Below are 19,840 nucleotides of genomic sequence, written 5' to 3' on the forward strand. Positions count from 1 at the left end.
CGTGGTGTCCTCGCTCCATTGGATATCGTCCCTGGCGTTAGCGCGCTTTCTAGATTCAGCAGCGCCGCCCGCTTTTCACCTCTAAGAGAAGCAAGTGATCTTCAATTATTAACGGGGTTAAAAATGGGCTTCCAGCAAAAATCACTACGTGCCTGCGACATAGTTGTCCATGCTGAAAAAGACATCGTTGCCCGCATTCGAAATGCGAAAGCATGGGCGAAGGAAATCACGGCTCGGCTTAAGAACCGTGCGGACGACAGTGCCGTAAAAGCAAGCAGGGCAGAAGAAAATGCCGTGAAAAATGAGCGCGACATCATATCGGACCGGAAGATGGGGCTGCCGGGCGAAGAGGAAGACAAGGTAAACATTCCGGATTCTTTTGCAAAATTAATGAATGAAGAAGATGCAAAAAGATATCAACAATTTTGGGATAATGTAAATGCTGGTATTGATGTTAATAACAGAGTTATTTTAAGTTGTAGTAATGGATTTGCAAAGCAAATAATTAAACAACTAAAAAAATTTAATATAACAATTGAACAGTTTAATAAAATGAAAGTAAAACCAATATATGAGATGGATGAGAAAGAATTAATATTTATGAAGAATATTAGGGATTCTGTGCCGAAAGTTAATCAAGATACTCTTTTACAAAAAACGTTTCCAGCTAGTGATATCGAAAAATACCTCAATGGAGAATATAAAGAAATTGGTGGTTATTTTGCAAAAGCAGAAGATGTAAGTCATATAAAAGATTACGCACATGTTGTCGAGTCCTTAAGACTAGATTATAGTTATGTTAATGATGATAGGGTAGTACGACCTTTTCCAGAAAACAGAAATTCCTATGGAAAAATCTTATTTAAGACTGAACACATAGGGAGTATTGAAATTCCTTATGGAAAAAGAATGGGAGGTACAGTCTTCGACGAACCACCATGTACACAGAATGGATTTACAGCTTCAAGAAACGGAGAAATAGTTCCTGAATGGAAATTTAAAGGTTACTTTGCTCCAAAAGATGGGGCTGAATTGTATGAAGTAATCAATGGAGAAGAATTTTTACGCGCTATATATGACGAAGACGTTGGTAGATTTGTTCCGATAAAATAATTACTGGAGGGATTATTTTGAAAAAAGGATTATATGCCAAATATAAAGGTGAGGACTATAAGGCTAGATTAATAGAGAATAAAGTTAGGTTAATTAGCTATAATGCAACAGATTTAGATAAGGGGTTTAAAGAAAAAAAATATCCAGATAATTATGACATTAGTAATCTCCCTAGAGTGTATATTAATGAAGTTGAACAGAATGAGATAGAAGATATTTATGAAATAGAACTTATTGGAGTGATTGATGGACTAGAGGTGCAAATATTAAATGAAAATGTTAATGAATATCTTGTTGCTACATCTGATGTTACAATAGGAGTTGAGTTAGATCTAGACAGAAAAGATCGAGATACATTTATGGATTGGGTGCCAAAAAGTAGAGTTAAAACTATAACACATAAGAAATCAGTCATACTCTGATTTTCACAAGGTGGGAATTTACTAAACATCGAGTAGGAGGCTAATGAATTAGAAGTGCCGCAGCATTTGAAAATCGGCGCAGCAAACGGTGCGTTGCAAGTCGGCCGATTCGTAGACAACGCCATAACAAATCTGAAAAATGCGATCCCTGACCGGCAAATGGGATTCGCCATGGAAGGGGTTGGGGATGTTAAGGTTCCGGCGGAAAATACGCATGCGGTGGAGAATAAAATCCGGGCATACTTGAGCAAGGTCGATGGGGTGAATGTTGGGGGGAATAAAGTTAACAACGATGGCTTCGAATATAACATTAAGGATACGGGAACAGGCGAAAGTACTATAGATCCTAAATTAGAAAAATATGTTTGTGAATCATTTGAAGGTATAGGGAAAAAGGCACAAAATAATTTCAATAAATATCTCAGAGATAATGTTTGGTGTGATGAAACGTTATCTAATGCTGAAAAGATTGAAATTATGAAAGCTAACTTTAATAAGTTAACACCGGAACAAAAAATAAATTTTAATGTTTTAAATGATGTTAGAGTGATAAAAAATGCTGATTATTCTAATTGGAGAGAATGGCCAGATATTGACTGGCCAAGTTTTCCAGGTTTGAATAAAGATACTGCAATTGGTGTATTTAATAAAGAAACTGGAGAAATATTAATTCCAAGTGAATTAGATAGAATTGGAAGTCCTTTTGGCAACAATTTAGGTGTGGTAGAAAATGGTTATCATAGTACACAAAGTGAACGTTCTATTTGTTATATTGAAAATGAGTATGCGAGGAACACCTATTACGTACTATAAAGATGCAATAGATGCTATTAAAAATTTTAGTATTGACCATCCAGAATATTCTGTTAACAAAATCAATTCTATTATTGATAATTTAAATATAAAGATTGGAACAAATAATCCTCATATTACTGAAAATGTTATTGCCAATTGGTATTCTCAATATAAAGCTTTTCAATCAAATCCTGAATTGGTAGCTTTGTGTAAAGAAAAAGAAATAGACTCAATATATGGTGTTATGGGGGAAGCAGCTCCATGGGAAAATAACTACGGGTGGTGCGAAACAAAATTAACACTCCAATAAATGTGAAAGCTTTAGAGGATATCGGTATATTACAAAATAAAGGAGGTTGGTAAAAAATGACACGAACTGAATATGAAAATAAAATAAAAGAGTTAGGCATAGATTTGGAAGAATTGAATATTGTTATTGGTAGAAAAACCAATGTACCATTTTCAACAGGTTGCTACTTTGAAGGTGATAATTGGATCTTATATAATGTGGATGAAAGACAAAATTTTTCAATTATCGAGAGGGGAAATGAGAATCAAATTTTCAAATTTTTATATATGATAACGATGGGAAAAATAGGTAGATAGAAAATAAACATTTTAATTTGACCGCACTACTTATCCAAAGCTTCTAAGCTATTCCATGTCGATGAAATAAAATTAATAGTTAATGGAAATTAAATTTGACCGTAATAAATGGTTCAGAGAAGAGGGGCTTTTGAATCCTTTTTATGTTATCCATGATAATAAAGATCCAATATTGTAACAGGTTCGGAAGTAATGAAAGTGATGCCCTTGATAACTTTATAAAAAGGCTTAGAACAGAAAAGCTGTTATTTTAAGATTAGCTAAGAACAATAAGGTATTTAAGTAATAGAAACATAAAATTGATGTTAGTCTAAAAATTAGACACGGAGAACAGGGAGATTATAATAAACTTAATTACAATAGGTTTGTTTTTTGAAAATAAAAGTGCAGAGAATTGCAAAATCCTTATGCAGTGATATGCAAAGGAGCTTTACATGGAGGAGGAGCCATGATAACCTTTTTTGGTTTTGCCAAAACTGTTGAAGCTGGCGTTTGGCTAAAGAATCATGGCTACAGAGGATCCATGTCAAGCCCTTGATGGATAGATCACATATATGTATATTTATACAAAATTTTGATAAAGATATACTGCAACACTCTGAATTTTCTTCTTGCAGAAAATACCTTGCATCATTTTACAGAAATATATTTGGAAAATGCACAAATGCTTGGTAAGAATGTGCATCATCTAGGGGATTCGCAAAATTTTTCGCGGTATTTCGGATGTTAGAATGAAATTGCCCTAATTTACAACATAGCATTTCAATATATACTCTCCCCTTTGTATTTCACCAGCTTCCCGCACAACTATTTTCTCAGTCTTTTCAGCGCTATTTGTAATAATAATTGGCGTTACGATTTCTTTATTATTTTTTTCAATAAATTCTATATCAACATTCATTATGGGATCTCCAATTTTTACTTTTTGCCCTTCACTCACAGTTACTTCATAACCTTCACCATTTAATTCAACCGTATCTAGTCCAACGTGAATTAATACTTCTAACCCATGTTTTGTTCGAATACCTATTGCGTGCTTAGTAGGAAATACTTGAATAATTTGTCCTTTTACAGGGGACACCACCTTTCCGTCTTTAGGAATAACCGCTATCCCATCCCCCATCATCTTTTGGGCAAACACGGGATCCGGTACTTCTGATAATGAAATTACTTCGCCATACATAGGTGAAAAAATTTCTTCTATAATAGTTTTGGGATTTTTCGCAAATATTTTTTTTAACATACTAATTCCTTCTTTCTATCTATAATAATTTTATGAAAATTGTATTTTAATAATAAAGACAAGACAAAGAACAGACAGCAATCCAACAATAATGGTACTTCCGACAAATCTTAAATTTGCTCCTTTTTCCTTCCGGTTCAACGTACTATTTTTTATTAATTCTTTATGTGCTTTCCGGTATTTGCTAAAAGCTAAAAGAAGCAACATACTGCCAAATATATTTCAACCAGCAATAATGAAATCGCCAACCTTCCTATTTCTAACTGGATCTGTTTAATAAATTTTTCGTTTTATAAATTTGACAACACCATTCTTGTCAATACACCAAAAAAAGATTTAACATGGCAAACACAAACAAATTTTAATGAAAGGATCCTCTTTTACTTGAGCAAAAAAAGGTTGGTTTGCCTGCAGTGACATTATATATAAATAACTAAGAAAGAGAAATGGGACGTATAAAAAAGATGACCGATATTTTAAAAATGCGCAAACTTTGTAATATGGAAGGGGAATCATTCGAATGTTTTTGTTGGCACGTTGTATTATGCGTCTTCATCTTTTCCCGCCCTGTCAATCGTTTCTTTTTTCTCTTTCAGGTAGTCAACATAATGGCTAAAAATAGCTTCTCCAATAATAAAAAAAGGGGCAAATGTTTTCAATTTTGTTCCGTTATGGCTTGCGAGATTTGAACTTCTGGCATATAAATTATACGGAGTCATTCTAGCCAAACGATTATTTACTAAATTTGTTATAGAGATAAAAGGAATTCCTTTGGCAACTAAATTTTGCACTGCAGGAAAAATTGTTGGTGTATCCCCTGATAAAGAAAAAATGATCACAACATCGTTTTTCTGCAAATCCTTTACAATTATTTCAAACTCCAATTGGGAGTGGATAACATTCAAATACTTTTGAAGCGGCAGAAACATTCTTTGCAACTCTAATGCACAATGTAATTGTGCAGTGCCCGTCCCAAAAACAAATACTTGATTGGCATTATATATCAATTCACAAACATCCGAAAAATCTTTGGTTTGAATATATTTGATTGTTTCATGAAGATCTTCCTGCAAAATTTCTACACCGCTTTTTTCTTCTACCGGATCCTCTCGACCTTGCCATTTTAAGAACACTCGGAATTCACTATATCCACTAAATTCCAATTTCTGTGCCAACCGCAATATTGAAGAGCGGGAAACATTGCATTTTTCAGCTAGATTATTAATCCCTAACGAATAACAAGTATTTTTATTATTCATAATGTACTTTAAGATGTGTAAATCTGTCTCATTTAATTTTTTATAATGTTTATTAATAAGTTCTTCTAATCTCAAGCCATATCCCCTCCTTCAATAAATAATTTATGTTTGCTCTTGTCATCTCCAAATGGCCGTGCCGTTAACTGCGAATAAATTCGCTGGCAGAACTATATGGAACTGTACTGGATTATTATCCTTTACATTCCTTCGGAAGCAGCCAAATGTAATGCCAGAACACTACAATACTTAGTTTAAAGGAAAAAAAGGTGTAAGTCTGCTGCTTGGCAAAAAATAATTTTTCATTAACAGAAGGAGGAGTGAAACAAAAAAGTACAAAAGATTGTTACCCTTTTGTACTTTTTATTTGATAAAATCGATCATCTTAAAAAGATTCGCTCACTACCACATCATCTTTATGAAGTTCAGGCCAGAAATCTTTATTTGCTTCAATTAAATCATCCAATATTTCTTTAGCAACTTTTGCACTTGGTACTGTTTTGGATAATGTTATTGCTTGCCATAATTTTTGGTAAGAACGGGTAACCCACGCCTCAACAACCAATTTTTCAACTGATACTTGTTGTTCCATTAATCCTTTTTGGAATTGTGGAATTTCTCCTATCGATAATGGCTCTGGACCATTACTTCCAACAATACAAGGAATTTCCACCATTGCAGTTGGATCAAAATTAATAATTGATCCTTTATTTTCGACAATTAATAACATTCTTTCATGAGTGTTATATGCAATGGCACGTGCTAAATCTACAATATATGCTGCATGTTCATCTATATGAAGTTTACTGCCTTCTGTCGATTGATTTTCAATTATTTTTCTACATTCGCCGAAAACAAATTTTTCACGGCCTTCCATTACCTCATTGGCTCTTGTATATTCAGGATTAGAATGCTCCACAACATAATCTGGGAAGAAGTAGTATTGCAAATACGTATTCGGCAATGTATTTGGATCTAATGCATATACATCACGCGCCTTTAAGAATGTTTCATTCCAACTTTGATCTACATGCTGGTTATCTGCGCTATTTGGTACATTATATCCATGCTTAGCTACATGTTCTTTTAGTTTTGGCATTAAATCATTTCCATCTTTATCACGGATTTCTGTCCACCAGCCAAAATGGTTTAATCCAAAATAACGGACATTCATTTCTTTACGATCATTTAAACCTAAAATTTGTGCCATGCGCATTTCAATTCCAATAGGCATGTCGCAAATGTTTAATATTTTGGAATTTGGCCGCAAACGACGGGTAGCTTCAGCAACAATAGCTGCTGGATTGGAATAGTTTAACATCCATGCATCTGGAGAGTATTTTTCCATATAATCAATTAATTCTAATACTCCTCCAATAGAACGCATTCCATATGCAATTCCGCCTGGCCCGCATGTTTCTTGACCAACTACACCATGTTTCAAAGGTATTTTTTCATCTAATTCACGCATTGCATATTTTCCTACACGAATATGCGCCATGACAAAATCAACATCTGTAAAGGCTTCTTCAGGATTTGTTGTTGCCAAAAATTCTATTTCCGGAGCTCTTTCTTTGAGAATTATTTCGCAAGCCCCTGCAATTGTTGCTTGACGTTCCTCATCATTATCATAAAGTTTTAATTTCCGAATTGGAAACTTATTTAAATGATCTAATAACATCAAAACAATCCCTGGAGTAAAAGTACTTCCCCCGCCTGCAATTAATACCGAGAATTTTTTCATTTTTAGGTTTCCTCCTTTAATGCAATATCCTCTTTCATCCAAGTTATAACAATTCATTTGTATGAAAACAATATTCCTTAACCATTCTGGTCGCTATCTCAAGTTCAGTTCTATTTCCCACAAGAAGGGAATTTTCCCGCTTGTCAAATAAACAACATTTTAGAATTTGCAAGTAAATGTGAAGCCTTTCAGTTTTCTTTATATTGTTTTTTGCTAGAATCACTCAATAAATTCTCAAATTGTTCCCTTACTTGTGGAACCGATAAACCGACTATCACTTGAATTGCTTTCCCATTCTTAACAATTCCGTGGGCTCCAGCTGATCTAAATCGGCTATCAGGTGCTATTTTTGATTCATCTACTACTGTTACGCGGAGTCTTGTAGCACAGTTTGTTACATCGGCAATATTAGAAGATCCGCCTAGAGCTTCTAAAAATTCACTAGCTTGAACAAAATAAGCATTTTCTTTATTTGCACTATTTTTATTTTCTGCTTGCTTTTTAGCTTTGTAGTCTGCTTTTGTATACAGTTTTACTTCTTTTTGGTCATCTGCTTCACGACCTGGGGTAGCTACATTTAGCTTTACAATTAAATAACGAAACGTGAAAAAATAGATAACCGTAAATGCCAATCCAATTATCCACTGAGTGATATAAGTGGAAGTATGGTATTTGAATAACGGAATCCAGTTGGAGCTGGCAATTTCTAGCAATCCACCACCCATATTACCAACTGCACCAAACGCATACATCACCGCAGCCATAGAAGCTGCTAAAAATGCATGTACAGCAAATAGAAGAGGAGCAACAAATAAAAATGTGAACTCTATCGGTTCTGTGATCCCAGCTACAACAGATGTTAAAGTTGCTGCAATCAACATACCTGATACGATTTTCTTTTTCTCAGGTTTTGCTGTTACGTATATCGCTAATGCAATGCCAGGGATTCCAAAAATTTTGGACATACCATGCAAAGCAAAACCGCCTTCCGGGAACATTTCTTTTAATGAATGAGCACTTGTTGCATATTCTGATAAATGCTCCATCCAATATTTTGCAATTCCGCCATCAACAACTGCCGGGCCGTAGATAAAAGGACCGTATATAAAATGGTGCAGCCCCGTTGGAATTAAGATTCTTTCAAGGAATGTATACAACCAAACCCCTAATACATCAGAGGAAGCCAAAAACCCTTGTAAAGAAGCAATTCCGTTCTGAATTATCGGCCATCCCCACGAGGTAAGCAAGGCAAGAGGCAATATAGCAAAAAAACAAACAATGACAACAAAGGATGTTCCTTGGAAGATACCTAGGAAATCTGGTAGTTTTTTGTCAAAATAATGATTGTGGATTAAAACAACAATGGAAGAAATAACAATCGCACCGATAATATTTGTATCTAAAGTTTTAATACCGGCAATTTCCGTTAACCCGCTCACTCCTCCAACTTCTTCGCTAAAATCGACACCAAAATTTTCCCCCCAAATCGTTAAAATAGCGTTTACAAAATAATTGAAAGTTAAATAGGTTACGAGTGCTGCTAAAACAGCTCTCGCGTGTGCTTTTTTCGCTAACCCAATAGGGATGCCGGCAACAAAAAGCAACGGGATTTGATTAAATACTGTCCATCCACCTTCCTCTATTACCGTCCAGAATTTATACCATGCTCCATCTGGATCAGCCAAAGAACCCATAATATCCCCGTTTTTAAATAAAATTGTGAGACCTACAAGTATCCCCGCAAATGGGAATAATAATACTGGCACAAACATCGCCCCACCGAACCGTTGGAATTTTTGCATCATCCTTGATCCACTCCTTTTCTAGCAATTAAATAACAATACTTAAGAAGTAATTTGTGGGATCTGTTATTTCATGCAAAAGATGATTGCCATAGCAAAAATGTCAAGGTGCTTATAGTTGCAACTATAAATTGTCAGCGCTTACAATTAAGTTATATTAAAATCTAATTTTTAACAATAACTTGGCAAGATGTCGGGACTTATCCTTTCCATTTGAACATTTTCCCACAGTTTGAAAAATTTCACGAACTTTTCAAACTGGAAAAACATATAAAATTTCTTTCTCACGGTTATTCACTATGTAGCTTTAGCTTCCCTAAACATCGAGTAGGAGGCTAATGAATTAGAAATACTGCAGCATTTGAAAACCGGCGCAGCAAACGGTGCGCCTAAAGTCGGCCGATTCGTAGACAACGCCATAGCAAATCTGAAAAATGCGAACCCTGACCGGCAAATAGGATTCGCCATGGAAGGGGTTGGGGATGTTAAGGTTCCGGCGGAATTGAGGGGAATTTTGGTTACTCCATAATTAGTGGGGAAAGTAAAGAGCCTCAAGAAGTTATTAATACTGTATATGAAACGGTTTCTAGATTTAAAAGGGATCCGATAAAAAGAGATAATGCACAACGTGTAATAAATAAGGAAATTGGTTGCTTTTTAAGGTCTATTAATTCGCCTCAATTTATTGCAAATCAATTCACACGTTATCATTTCAATGGGACGAATTTATTTGACGTAATACAAATATTAGAAAAATTAACCGAAAAGGACCTAGAAGAAGTACTACACTTACATTTTTCTGATGAATCGAGTTCGACACTAATCATTAAGTAAATGATACTTGTTATTTTTCTATAAATTTTTTTTATTTAATGTAGTGTTAAGGTAGTATCCATCTATTAATTTAACATCAATCAATGGAAAAATACTATTTATTCTCTATATTATTTTCATAACCTTGGATGTACAAACAAAAATAAGTAAAAACATAGGCTCTTAGACCTAATAAAAAAACAAAACGATTCAAAAGCCCCTTTTAAAATGTATTATTCTACATTATTATTCTGAATAGAAAGATAATTTTTGAAAAAATAAATGATTTAACGGGTGTAAGTAGAATACATATATATACTAAGATAATATGTTGGAGTGAGAAAATGTCGTACTTATTAGATGTTCAAAATATTACAAAGCGATATGGCAATAAAGTTGTTTTAAAAAATGTTACATTCAATGTTCCGTCAGGATCAATAGTTGGCTTTATTGGTGATAATGGTGCAGGTAAATCTACTACATTTAAAACAATACTAGGTCTAGTTTCTCAGGATTCAGGTAGAATTAAAATCTTTGGCAAAGAAAATATACATAAACAGCCTAAGATGAAGGAAAAAATTGGAGTTGTGTTCGATGCTATGAATTTACCGGCGCACCTAACAATCAAACAACTAAATAAAGTTTTTTTGAGAATATTTAATACTTGGAATCAAGATGATTTTTTCCGATTGGTTAATTCTTTTTCTCTCCCCGAAGATAAACAAATATATAAATTTTCTCGTGGGATGTCAATGAAACTTTCTATAGCTGTTGCACTGTCACATAATGCAAAACTACTATTACTAGATGAGGCAACAGGAGGGCTTGATCCCTCATCAAGAGAACAAGTCTTAGGTGAGTTAAAAAGCTTTGTGAGAGAGAGTAGTGGTGGGATATTACTTTCTTCTCATATTATGAGTGATATTGAGAAAATTGCTAGTCATATTGTTTTTATCAAAAATGGTGAAATTTTATTAAATGAGAGAAAGGACAAGATTCTTGAAAAATTTGCAATTGTTGATATCAAAAAGGAACGATTATCTTTACTAAATAGAAATATAGTTGTTGCAAAAAGGGACTATGGTTCTTATTCTAGAATACTTGTATCAAATAAAATGGAATTGCCAAAGGACCTTAGCTCTAAAAAGATTTCAATGGAAGAACTTAGTCTCTTACTAACTAACAGGGAGTGAAATTTAAGTGAAAGGTCTATTATTGACAAACTATTACCTAGTTTATCGAAGTATTTTTGCATATGTAGGTCTCGCATTATTGATTTCTGGTGTACTTTTATTTTTTGCAGGGCCTATGGTAAGTGGTGTGGCCGCTATGTTAATTATATTATTAATGACTTTGCCTTCACTTGAAGTTATAAAAATAGAGAGTAAGTCTGGTTATGATAAATATGTACTTACCTTACCGGTTAGTAGGTCTAATATTGTCCGAAGTCACTATATTTTTTACTTATCGGTTGTGATTATCGGAGCATTTCTTTCATATATTGTTATTTATACATATGATCTAATTTTTGAAACACAAATAAATGGCATAATTAATATTATTTCTTCTGGAATTTTCGTAGTTCTTTTAGCAGGTGCGCTTATATACCCGTTCCTCTATATCTTTGGTGCAGACAAATCTGATGCATTTGTACTTGGAGGAGGATTTGTAGGTCTATTTGTTTATTATGGAATCAAATTCTTAGTAGAAGATTTAATAGACAAATTACCGTTATCCATAGATTCGTCTTTATTAGTTCCGATTTTATTTATAGTACTTGGTATTACTGTATTTACTCTCTCATATTTAATTGCTGTAATTATTTATCGAAAGAAAGAATTTTAGACTATGTGATTAGTACATCAAGTAGGCGCAAAAAATCGTGCCCGTAGAGGCTCCATGTCAAGCCTTTTTTGCACACGCACCACATTCATAGCGAAAGGAGAGAATGGATAACTTAAATATTATCAATTTGTGTCTTGACAAAGGGGTGCATTACAAAGTTTCTGTCTATCAAAAAAATTATGATGAAGATAATGTGTATTTCGATATGTCTATAAAATGTAAAACTAATATTGTCAACAAAAAAATGAGATTATATGAAGTCCAAAGAAATAAAGAATTTTTGATTGGACAATATGCCGATTCGGAATTTGGCCAATTGGCATTTTATATTGTTGTGTATAGTTACTTTAATCAAGATAAACCAAGTAATAGCGTAAGAAAAATGCTGCGAAATATAGGAGAAGATGTTAATAAAGCAAATAAAATCCTTGAAGATCATATAGGGAAAAATTATTTTTCTTTGTATAGGAAAGAAATTGGAAAAATAAATATTGATAAAATAAATGACGATCGTTGTGATGTTTTTTACTTGTCTCTTGAGAATAATATAATCCCAATTGTCCGAAACAAAAGATTGCCAAGTGCATTTGTGATAATTTATAATTATGGCTTTTATTTAAAGCAATTTGACTCCTTAATGAAAAAGATCATTTCACATTACAATTTAAAATTAAAGAAAGAAGAAACAGAAGAATTAAAGAGATTGTATTTAAAAAAATAATTACAGCGGTGATAGTTACGAAACTGATTTAATTTATCATAAACACTAAAATATGAAGTCTTAATTCATAGAACCTCAGCTTTTTCTTTATTATCGCGGTATCCCCCTATGCCACTCGTAACTCGTTTTTAATGGAATCAAAAAGATTAGTTTTTTAAACTAATCTCAGTTTGTCGACTTTGTCGATAAGCTGAAAGCACGTTTCTGGAAATCATGAAACGTGCTTTTCCTATATCTTTTATTCTTTTAAAACATCATTTTTGAAATGATAATAAATCTTTGGTGAAACATCTTCTTTTATTTCGATTCGATCAACCAAACGGTGAAGCATCTCAGAAGTTAGTTCATTGAAATGTCTATTAAATCATTTTGTAGTCTTTCCTCATATTTCTTTCGTTCACGTTTGGATTGATAGTAGATTTTTCCAGCTTAAGCTTCAGTTTATTCGAAAGCAGATTATTGATTTCTTCAGTTATTAAACGGTAATTTTCATTGCAAGCAATTTTCTGTTGGTTGAGCTTTTTCCATATTTTGCTCAACTTTTGTTAAAAAGTACAAAAACTTCCCCCTATCTTTTAACACGGATCAAATGAACAATTTATTTTTCTTGCAATAACATACGCCAGTAATTCTCAATTCGATTGAATGTGTCATCGGCACGCTGTGCAACAAAATCTCTTGCCAATTGGTAATCTATATCCCTTGGTGAGATGCCTTTCGTAGCAAATGAAAGCAGTTGTTCTTTTGCTTTTGCAAGCACTCCAGACAAATCTTCCTCATTTTGAATGCTCTCAAACATTTCTTGATAATTTTTGATGACTGATTCAATTTCTGCTTGTGTATAAACCGTTTTCCCAAGTTTATTTGTCATGGACAGCTCACGGCTTTGTTGGTATGTTAAAGGAGCATTTAGTGACCTGATTTTGGCTCGTGCTGCGATGAATCGCTCCTCTACCGATTGGTGATTTATGGCTATTTTCGTATTGTGGCGGACATAATCTTGAATCAGTTGATCAAATCCTTTTTTTACATCACCGCTTAAAAACGTATCACTGAAGTATTGAAGTGCAACTGTTGAAGAAGCCAATTCAAGATGGGCTTCATAAGAATGCTGTTGTTCTTTACTAATTCCAAAAAGGCTAATCCCTAGATATGGCGACAAACTATCTACTCCGTCCGTTATGTGTTGTAAGATGGATTCTACTTTTTTTACTTCTTCATTACTTAGCGAATCAAAGTATTTGGATTCATATAAATATTGGCTGAACACAAGCCATTGATCCTTTGGCCGATAAGAGAAAATATCAGAAGGGTCAGCGTTTTCTACGTGAAAAAACTTTTCCATCGGTATGGCCATCAAGCCTTGAACTTGTTTGATTTCATCCGAAATCGTAAGTTTATAGGCTTGTCCGTTTCGGTTGACTTCCACTTGTTGTCCGGCCAATGGATTTTTGATTTCGTGTACGGGTGGCATTTTGGCTCTATTTCGAGCGACTATTGCTCCGATATATCCAAGATCAATTTTCACGGTTATTCCCTCCTATCTAAATAATTAATGGAAGGTAATAGTTCCACTTTGCTTTCATAGTAAAAATTCAACGCACTAAAGAAATCGATTGATTTACCTGTTATTAAATCGACGATTAAAATGTGATTGCCATAGTTAAAATCGTCAGTTTCCAGTCTGCGTTGTGTTGTTTTTTTAAGTATCAACAAACGAACTATAGTAGTACGGGTTTGGACCAGATTAATATTGTGATTCGTGCTATGTAAAAAGCGTACCTACTTCCAGACATACCGTAATTGCAAAATCGGAACTTGCAGAGTTCATATTTGGTTGGTCTTCCGCAAAGCTTTTCTGCACACAATAGTCATCAAAGTGAAAATTAAATTGAAAACCAAACAATTTCATTATTTATAATCGGCTTTTTAAATAAATAGTTAAATGATTATAAGGAAAAATTTAAATAATCTACCTAAAACTTTCTATTTTAAGTAAAATATCCTAGGGTTTGAGACACATCAGCCAGAAATTGGATGGAATAAGTAGTCAATGAGGGATTGTTTGTTGCAAATGGTAAAAAAGTTAAAAATATCATAAGTATATCGCCTGATTTTAAACATGTATTATCAATTAGAGTGGGGATGCCGTTTACTTGAGGTCTTATTACGGAATTCTGTCTCGTCCAAAAGAAAGGCTTCCCTATAAAACAGATGGGGAATTTTAAAGTGGAATAGTTAGCGAATGTTATTGCCGCCGTTACATATAAAACCGTTAATCATACGATTCAACAATTTATCGGGACTTATGGTGATCGTGGTTACGGAAGGTTCTATTATTATGCCGGGGCTGAAATCCATGGTCGATGGCAAGGAAATAACGTTGAGGTTGTAAGCCATTCAGAAGGAATTTCTGTTACTCATAATGGTAAAAAGGAATTATTTTACTGGGATCATATTACTCAGTTTGGCACTCTTGCTGTTGTTTTAATGAGACAATAACGAAGAGATTTGGACTATATCATTAAATGAAAATTTTGTGGCTGATTCCGCAGACTCCGAACATACAACTGGTGAAATTAGTTTATTAAAGCAACAATGAAAAAAAATAAGCCTATCATCCTGCATTATAAAGCTTCGCAATAACATCTGCCGCCGGTTGTTATACGAGAAAGTAGCCGATTGCCTAGGAGAAAATGACCTGGCAACCACAACCTTATGATTGAGGATTTGGTAAATTAATCCTAGACTAGGCGAGTTAAAACATTCAACCTATACAGAGTTCGTTTTCCAACTAAAACGCCATCCCAAAGTTGCAATCTTTCCTGTCTTTTTTCTGTCTACTATAAGGGGATCATATCATCATGTTTTTTCTTATCTTCTAAATCCCTTTTCTTTTTTATGCCCTATTAAAATAAACTCTAACCCCGATCTCGGAAAATAAACATTTCTGATTTCGGGGTATTTTTCTGTCAAAATACTTACCGCATCTTGATCCTATCCTAAAAAAAGAAATTGTTGATATCGGACCTGTAAAAGGACGGCGTGCTCAACGGAGTTTACGAAGGCAAAAGGTATTCGAAGGGGGAAAACTGCGATCAATTTTGTTGTTTCCATACAGTGATGCCTCATGTACTATCTTCCTATATTTGTAACGGTGGTCAGTACTTATCAGCTAAACGAAAGAAATAGAATCAGATATTCATTGGGGCCTATGAATTATTTTTCGGGAAAAGCTTTGACAAAGTTTTTTTTCTTTTTCATAATGAAAAATACGATGATAATGAAAATCATTATCATTTTCAACAGAACAAATTTCCATTTAAGATTTGTTTGCAATATTGGAAAGGGCGGGATCAGATGGATGAATGGAAGATAAAAGGGAAAATTTCTCTTGTTACTGGAGCTGCCCAAGGAATTGGAGAAGCGGTGATCAGCCTGCTGGCAGAACATGGTGCAAAGATAGCGGCAGTTGATCGGAATGCTGAGAAATTGGACAGAACCGTTTCGAAATTAACAAGGCGCGGATATGACGTCAAAGCATTTCCAGCGGATGTGACTGATCGTGATGAAGTGGATCGTATCGTCAATGAGATAGAAGAAAAGATGGGGCCCATCCACATCTTGGTGAATGTAGCTGGCATTTTTCGGATGGGGGCCGTGGAAACCTTTTCTGATAAAGATTGGGAAGAGGTGTTTAAAGTGAACACTTTAGGAGTGTTCCATGTTTCGTGTTCCGTCAGCCGCCGGATGACTCCCCGCAGGTCAGGTGTCATTGTGACGGTAAGTTCCAATGCGGGAACGGTGCCGAGAATGTACATGTCGGCTTATGCGGCTTCAAAAGCGGCGGCAACGATGTTTACCAAATGTTTAGGGCTTGAGTTGGCGCCGTATCAGATTCGATGTAATGTAGTTTCACCGGGATCAACGGAAACGGACATGCAGCGGTTCATGTGGGCCGATGAAAACGGTGCGGAAAAAGTAATCACCGGTTCCTTAACGGAGTTCCGTCTTGGCATTCCATTGAAAAGGCTCGCACAGCCGCAGGATATTGCCGATGCCGTGTTATTTCTTGTTTCGGAACGATCGCGCCATATTACGATGCACGATTTAAGGGTGGACGGCGGAGCGACACTGGGTTGTTAACCATTCTTGGGAGGGATGACAAATGAAAATGAATACCATGCATTTCGCATCAGCAGAACAGATTCTTTCGGAATATCAGGAAGGGGCATCCTTTTTCATGGCCTCCCCGACTAGAACGCTGTTAACGAAAGGCATTGTTCAAACAGTGCCGACGACGGGGTATAGGCATCATCCAAAACAGCTGCTTGGACAAATTCAAACCTTGCTGCAGGATGCAAAAGAAAAAGGAGGTACCCATCCCATGGTGGCAGGGGCCATTCCCTTCGATGATATGTATCCGGCCAGGCTGATGGTGCCTTTAGAGGTTAAATGGTCAGGTCCTCTTTCCTTTGATCATATGCTGACAAAGGAGGAACAGCCGGCGGTCCGGCATTATCATGTGACCCCAGTTCCGACGTCCCATGGGTATAAAAAAGCTGTGGAACAAGGATTACAAAAAATAAAGGACGGTGAACTGCAGAAAATTGTGCTATCGAGATCGGTCCATTTGACATCAACGGAAAAGCCAGATGTGTCGAAGCTTCTCTACAAATTGGCCATCCGTAATCCAAATGGTTATACTTTTGCGGCACCGCTGCTAAAGGGAGACGGGTCCGATCGAACATTCCCCACAACATTAGCTCAAAAGGGGGTGGGGACGCTGTTGGGGGCGAGCCCGGAACTGCTCGTGTCAACATCAGGCAGTCAAGTCATTGTCAATCCGTTGGCAGGATCAACGCCCCGAAGGGATGATCCGCAAGAGGACCGGAGGAGAGCAGATGCTTTACTTATTTCGGAGAAAAACCGCCATGAACATGCGATAGTGATTGAGGCAGTGACCAAAGCTCTGAAACCTTTCTGCAAAACATTGCATGTACCAAAGGAACCGTCCCTTCTCTGCACGGAAACGATGTGGCATCTTTCCACAGTCATCAGCGGGGAACTGTTATCACCGTCCATTTCGTCCCTTGAGCTTGCTTTAGCGTTGCATCCGACACCAGCGGTTTGCGGCACACCGACTTTATTGGCAAAACAGGCGATACAGGACATCGAGCCATTTGAACGGGGATTCTTTACTGGTACAGTAGGCTGGTGTGACATCGATGGAGATGGAGAATGGATTGTCACCATCCGCTGTGCAGAAGTGGAAGAACAAAACCTCCGCCTTTTTGCTGGAGCCGGCATTGTGGAAGGATCGGTGCCGGAGGAGGAATTGTCGGAAACATCGGCAAAACTGTGCACCATGATGAGAGCGCTGGGGCTTGACGATGACATTTAGCATAAAGCAAAGTACTTCAATGGTAGGAAAGAGGTCGCCACTAGCATAAACCAGACCGCAGTTGACTAGTATCTGGTTGGACAAAACATGGCATCTTCTATCTTAGTTCCGTATTGAAAAGATGTCGAAAAGTGAAACAGACAGCTTCCTCAGTTCAGTCGGCATTAAAAAGATGTTGAAAAGCAAAATAGACAGCTTCATGGCATCTTCTGTCTTAGCTCCGTATTGAAAAGATGTCGAAAAGTAAAATAGACGGCTTTCTGAGTTCCGTTGGCATTGAAAAGATGCTGAAAAGTAAAACAGAAGAGCCTCATGGCGTCTTCAGCCGAATGGAATCGCAACAAAACGTTTGATGAAAAATTTGAATTCCTTTACATGGCTGGATATTTATATGCACGGAATCATAAATAAAAGAAATTGGAGGGTGACAGATGTTAGAAGGATATACAAAATGGCCGGAGGAGCAGGCTGCATTTTACCGGAAAGAGGGCTGCTGGGCAGGACAAACCTTTGGCGATTTGCTGCGGGAACGTGCTTTGAATTATGGAGACCGGGTTGCGGTGTCCTTTGATGGGAGCGAATTGACCTATCGGGAACTTGATCAAAGGGCTACTGAGCTTGCTTCCGGGTTGCAGCGGATCGGCATTCAAAAGGAAGATCGTGTTGTGATCCAATTGCCAAATCGAATTGAGTTTTTTGAGACCATTTTTGCCCTGTTTTATTTAGGAGCATTGCCAGTTTTTACTTTACCTTCCCATCGCTACAACGAAATCCGGCATTTTTGCGAATTCAGCGAGGCGAAGGCCTATATCATTCCAGATGAATACAGAGGATTTGATTACCGCTCCCTTGCTAGACAAGTGAAGAATGAAGTCCCTACATTGAAACACGTGATTGTAATTGGAGAAGCTGAGGAATTTGAATCCTATGAAAACGTGTTTACCGAACCGGCAGAATTGCCAACTGTACAGTCAAGTGATGTGGCATTTCTCCAGCTGTCCGGAGGAAGCACAGGATTGCCGAAGTTGATTCCCCGCACCCATGATGAATATATTTATACCCTCCGGCTGAGTGCAGATATTTGCCGGCTTCATCCAGACAGCATTTATCTTGGGGTTCTGCCCATTGCCCATAACTATCCTTTAAGCTCGCCGGGGGTGTTGGGAACACTTTACGCCGGAGGAAAAGTGGTGCTGGCAGACAGTCCCATCCCGGACGAGGCCTTTGCCTTGATTGAGAAAGAAAGAGTGACCATTACGTCATTGGTTCCCCCTCTTGTTTGGATTTGGCTGGATGCCTATTCAGATTGCCAATATGATTTATCGAGCTTGGAAGTCCTGCAAGTGGGCGGAGGAAATTTCAGCCCTGAAGTTGCCAAACAGGTACAGCCCGTGCTTGGCTGCAAACTGCAGCAAGTCTACGGGATGGCAGAGGGGTTGGTCAATTATACAAGACTGGATGATCCCGACGAAATTGTTATCAATACTCAAGGAAGACCGATGAGCCCATACGATGAAATTAAAATCGTGGACGAAGAGGAAAACGAAGTGGGGCCCGGCAAGGTCGGTGAGCTGTTGACAAGGGGGCCTTACACGATTCGCGGCTATTATAAAGCGGAGGCACAAAATGCCAAATCTTTTACTGCGGATGGATTTTACCGAACCGGTGATTTGGTGAAACTGACACCGTCAGGCTACCTTGTGGTGGAAGGTCGGGTTAAAGATCAAATTAACCGGGGGGGTGAAAAAATTGCGGCGGAGGAAATGGAAAATCATCTTTTGGAGCATCCGTCCGTTCGAGATGCGGCCGTTGTGGCAATCCCTGACAAATTTCTGGGTGAACGGTCCTGTGCCTTCGTCATCCCTAGTGATTCCGCATTGGAAGCAGCTGAACTAAAGTTATTTTTGGAAAAACGAGGTGTGGCCTCCTTTAAGATTCCAGACCGGATTGAATTCGTGGATTCCTTTCCAAAAACCCCGGTAGGAAAAATTGATAAACGGGCATTAAGGAAAATTGTTGCAGAAAAGCTGTCACCACTGGTACAACCTAGTGAATTTGTTGAAAGGAAGTGATGAA

16 protein-coding genes and 2 pseudogenes are annotated in these 19,840 nt (G+C 36.7%); 11 read left to right on the forward strand and 7 right to left on the reverse strand.

Features of this window, described 5'->3' with window-relative positions; all coding sequences use genetic code 11:
• Nucleotides 1–18 precede the first annotated feature (18 nt).
• From NSQ61_RS18845 to NSQ61_RS18865, 5 genes are read left to right on the forward strand one after another with little or no spacing between them, the layout of a single operon-like run.
• A complete protein-coding gene (locus NSQ61_RS18845; protein WP_340807889.1) occupies nucleotides 19–1,113 on the forward strand; it encodes a hypothetical protein in 1,095 nt (364 codons plus the stop codon).
• A gap of 17 nt (nucleotides 1,114–1,130) precedes the next feature.
• Nucleotides 1,131–1,535: a hypothetical protein gene (locus NSQ61_RS18850; RefSeq protein WP_340807891.1), complete on the forward strand. Its 405-nt coding sequence runs from the start codon at nucleotides 1,131–1,133 to the stop codon at nucleotides 1,533–1,535.
• Between the two features lie 54 nt (nucleotides 1,536–1,589).
• A complete protein-coding gene (locus NSQ61_RS18855) occupies nucleotides 1,590–2,348 on the forward strand; it encodes a hypothetical protein (RefSeq protein ID WP_340807892.1) in 759 nt (252 codons plus the stop codon).
• Nucleotides 2,320–2,640: a hypothetical protein gene (locus NSQ61_RS18860; protein WP_340807895.1), complete on the forward strand. Its 321-nt coding sequence runs from the start codon at nucleotides 2,320–2,322 to the stop codon at nucleotides 2,638–2,640. Before NSQ61_RS18855 ends, NSQ61_RS18860 begins: the two co-directional genes overlap by 29 nt.
• A gap of 56 nt (nucleotides 2,641–2,696) precedes the next feature.
• Complete coding sequence (locus NSQ61_RS18865; protein ID WP_130157206.1) at nucleotides 2,697–2,936, forward strand: hypothetical protein; 240 nt, start codon at nucleotides 2,697–2,699, stop codon at nucleotides 2,934–2,936.
• A gap of 742 nt (nucleotides 2,937–3,678) precedes the next feature.
• On the opposite strand, the gene NSQ61_RS18870 is transcribed toward NSQ61_RS18865, so the two are convergent.
• From NSQ61_RS18870 to NSQ61_RS18885, 4 genes are all read right to left on the reverse strand, one after another.
• Complete coding sequence (locus tag NSQ61_RS18870) at nucleotides 3,679–4,179, reverse strand: PTS sugar transporter subunit IIA (RefSeq protein WP_066250760.1); 501 nt, start codon at nucleotides 4,177–4,179, stop codon at nucleotides 3,679–3,681.
• 542 nt (nucleotides 4,180–4,721) lie between these two features.
• Nucleotides 4,722–5,513: a MurR/RpiR family transcriptional regulator gene (locus NSQ61_RS18875; protein ID WP_340807897.1), complete on the reverse strand. Its 792-nt coding sequence runs from the start codon at nucleotides 5,511–5,513 to the stop codon at nucleotides 4,722–4,724.
• Nucleotides 5,514–5,820: 307 nt separating this feature from the next.
• Entirely contained in the window at nucleotides 5,821–7,179 is a 1,359-nt protein-coding gene (locus tag NSQ61_RS18880) for a 6-phospho-alpha-glucosidase (protein ID WP_340807900.1), read from the reverse strand.
• A 188-nt stretch (nucleotides 7,180–7,367) separates the two neighbouring features.
• Nucleotides 7,368–8,984, reverse strand: a complete 1,617-nt coding sequence (locus tag NSQ61_RS18885; protein WP_340807902.1) for an alpha-glucoside-specific PTS transporter subunit IIBC — start codon at nucleotides 8,982–8,984, stop codon at nucleotides 7,368–7,370.
• 1,154 nt (nucleotides 8,985–10,138) lie between these two features.
• Between NSQ61_RS18885 and NSQ61_RS18890 the strand changes: the two genes are divergently transcribed.
• The 3 genes from NSQ61_RS18890 to NSQ61_RS18900 all read left to right on the forward strand — a co-directional run bounded on the left by NSQ61_RS18890 (nucleotide 10,139) and on the right by NSQ61_RS18900 (nucleotide 12,360).
• Nucleotides 10,139–10,987: an ABC transporter ATP-binding protein gene (locus NSQ61_RS18890; RefSeq protein ID WP_066248045.1), complete on the forward strand. Its 849-nt coding sequence runs from the start codon at nucleotides 10,139–10,141 to the stop codon at nucleotides 10,985–10,987.
• A gap of 7 nt (nucleotides 10,988–10,994) precedes the next feature.
• Nucleotides 10,995–11,639, forward strand: coding sequence for an ABC-2 transporter permease (locus NSQ61_RS18895; RefSeq protein WP_066248048.1), 645 nt, complete (start codon nucleotides 10,995–10,997; stop codon nucleotides 11,637–11,639).
• Between the two features lie 103 nt (nucleotides 11,640–11,742).
• Nucleotides 11,743–12,360, forward strand: coding sequence for a hypothetical protein (locus NSQ61_RS18900; protein ID WP_066248049.1), 618 nt, complete (start codon nucleotides 11,743–11,745; stop codon nucleotides 12,358–12,360).
• Nucleotides 12,361–12,598: 238 nt separating this feature from the next.
• Here the strand turns inward: NSQ61_RS18900 and NSQ61_RS20405 are convergent.
• From NSQ61_RS20405 to NSQ61_RS20410, 3 genes and pseudogenes are all read right to left on the reverse strand, one after another.
• Nucleotides 12,599–12,712, reverse strand: a pseudogene (locus tag NSQ61_RS20405) (hypothetical protein); the annotation flags it as partial.
• 246 nt (nucleotides 12,713–12,958) lie between these two features.
• Nucleotides 12,959–13,888 (reverse strand): hypothetical protein, encoded by a 930-nt coding sequence (locus NSQ61_RS18905; protein WP_066248051.1) that lies wholly within the window; start codon nucleotides 13,886–13,888, stop codon nucleotides 12,959–12,961.
• A 2-nt stretch (nucleotides 13,889–13,890) separates the two neighbouring features.
• A pseudogene (locus NSQ61_RS20410) lies at nucleotides 13,891–14,182 on the reverse strand (hypothetical protein); the annotation flags it as partial.
• Nucleotides 14,183–15,720: 1,538 nt separating this feature from the next.
• Between NSQ61_RS20410 and NSQ61_RS18910 the strand changes: the two are divergent.
• From NSQ61_RS18910 to NSQ61_RS18920, 3 genes are all read left to right on the forward strand, one after another.
• On the forward strand, nucleotides 15,721–16,506 hold the full coding sequence (locus NSQ61_RS18910) for a 2,3-dihydro-2,3-dihydroxybenzoate dehydrogenase (protein ID WP_063387836.1): 786 nt from the start codon (nucleotides 15,721–15,723) through the stop codon (nucleotides 16,504–16,506).
• Nucleotides 16,507–16,528: 22 nt separating this feature from the next.
• Complete coding sequence (gene dhbC / locus NSQ61_RS18915; RefSeq protein ID WP_066248053.1) at nucleotides 16,529–17,764, forward strand: isochorismate synthase DhbC; 1,236 nt, start codon at nucleotides 16,529–16,531, stop codon at nucleotides 17,762–17,764.
• Nucleotides 17,765–18,195: 431 nt separating this feature from the next.
• Entirely contained in the window at nucleotides 18,196–19,836 is a 1,641-nt protein-coding gene (locus NSQ61_RS18920) for a (2,3-dihydroxybenzoyl)adenylate synthase (RefSeq protein WP_066248054.1), read from the forward strand.
• The last annotated feature ends 4 nt before the right edge of the window (nucleotides 19,837–19,840 follow it).

It is taken from the genome of Aeribacillus sp. FSL K6-1121 (genome assembly GCF_038003725.1).
Taxonomy (GTDB): domain Bacteria; phylum Bacillota; class Bacilli; order Bacillales; family Aeribacillaceae; genus Aeribacillus; species Aeribacillus composti.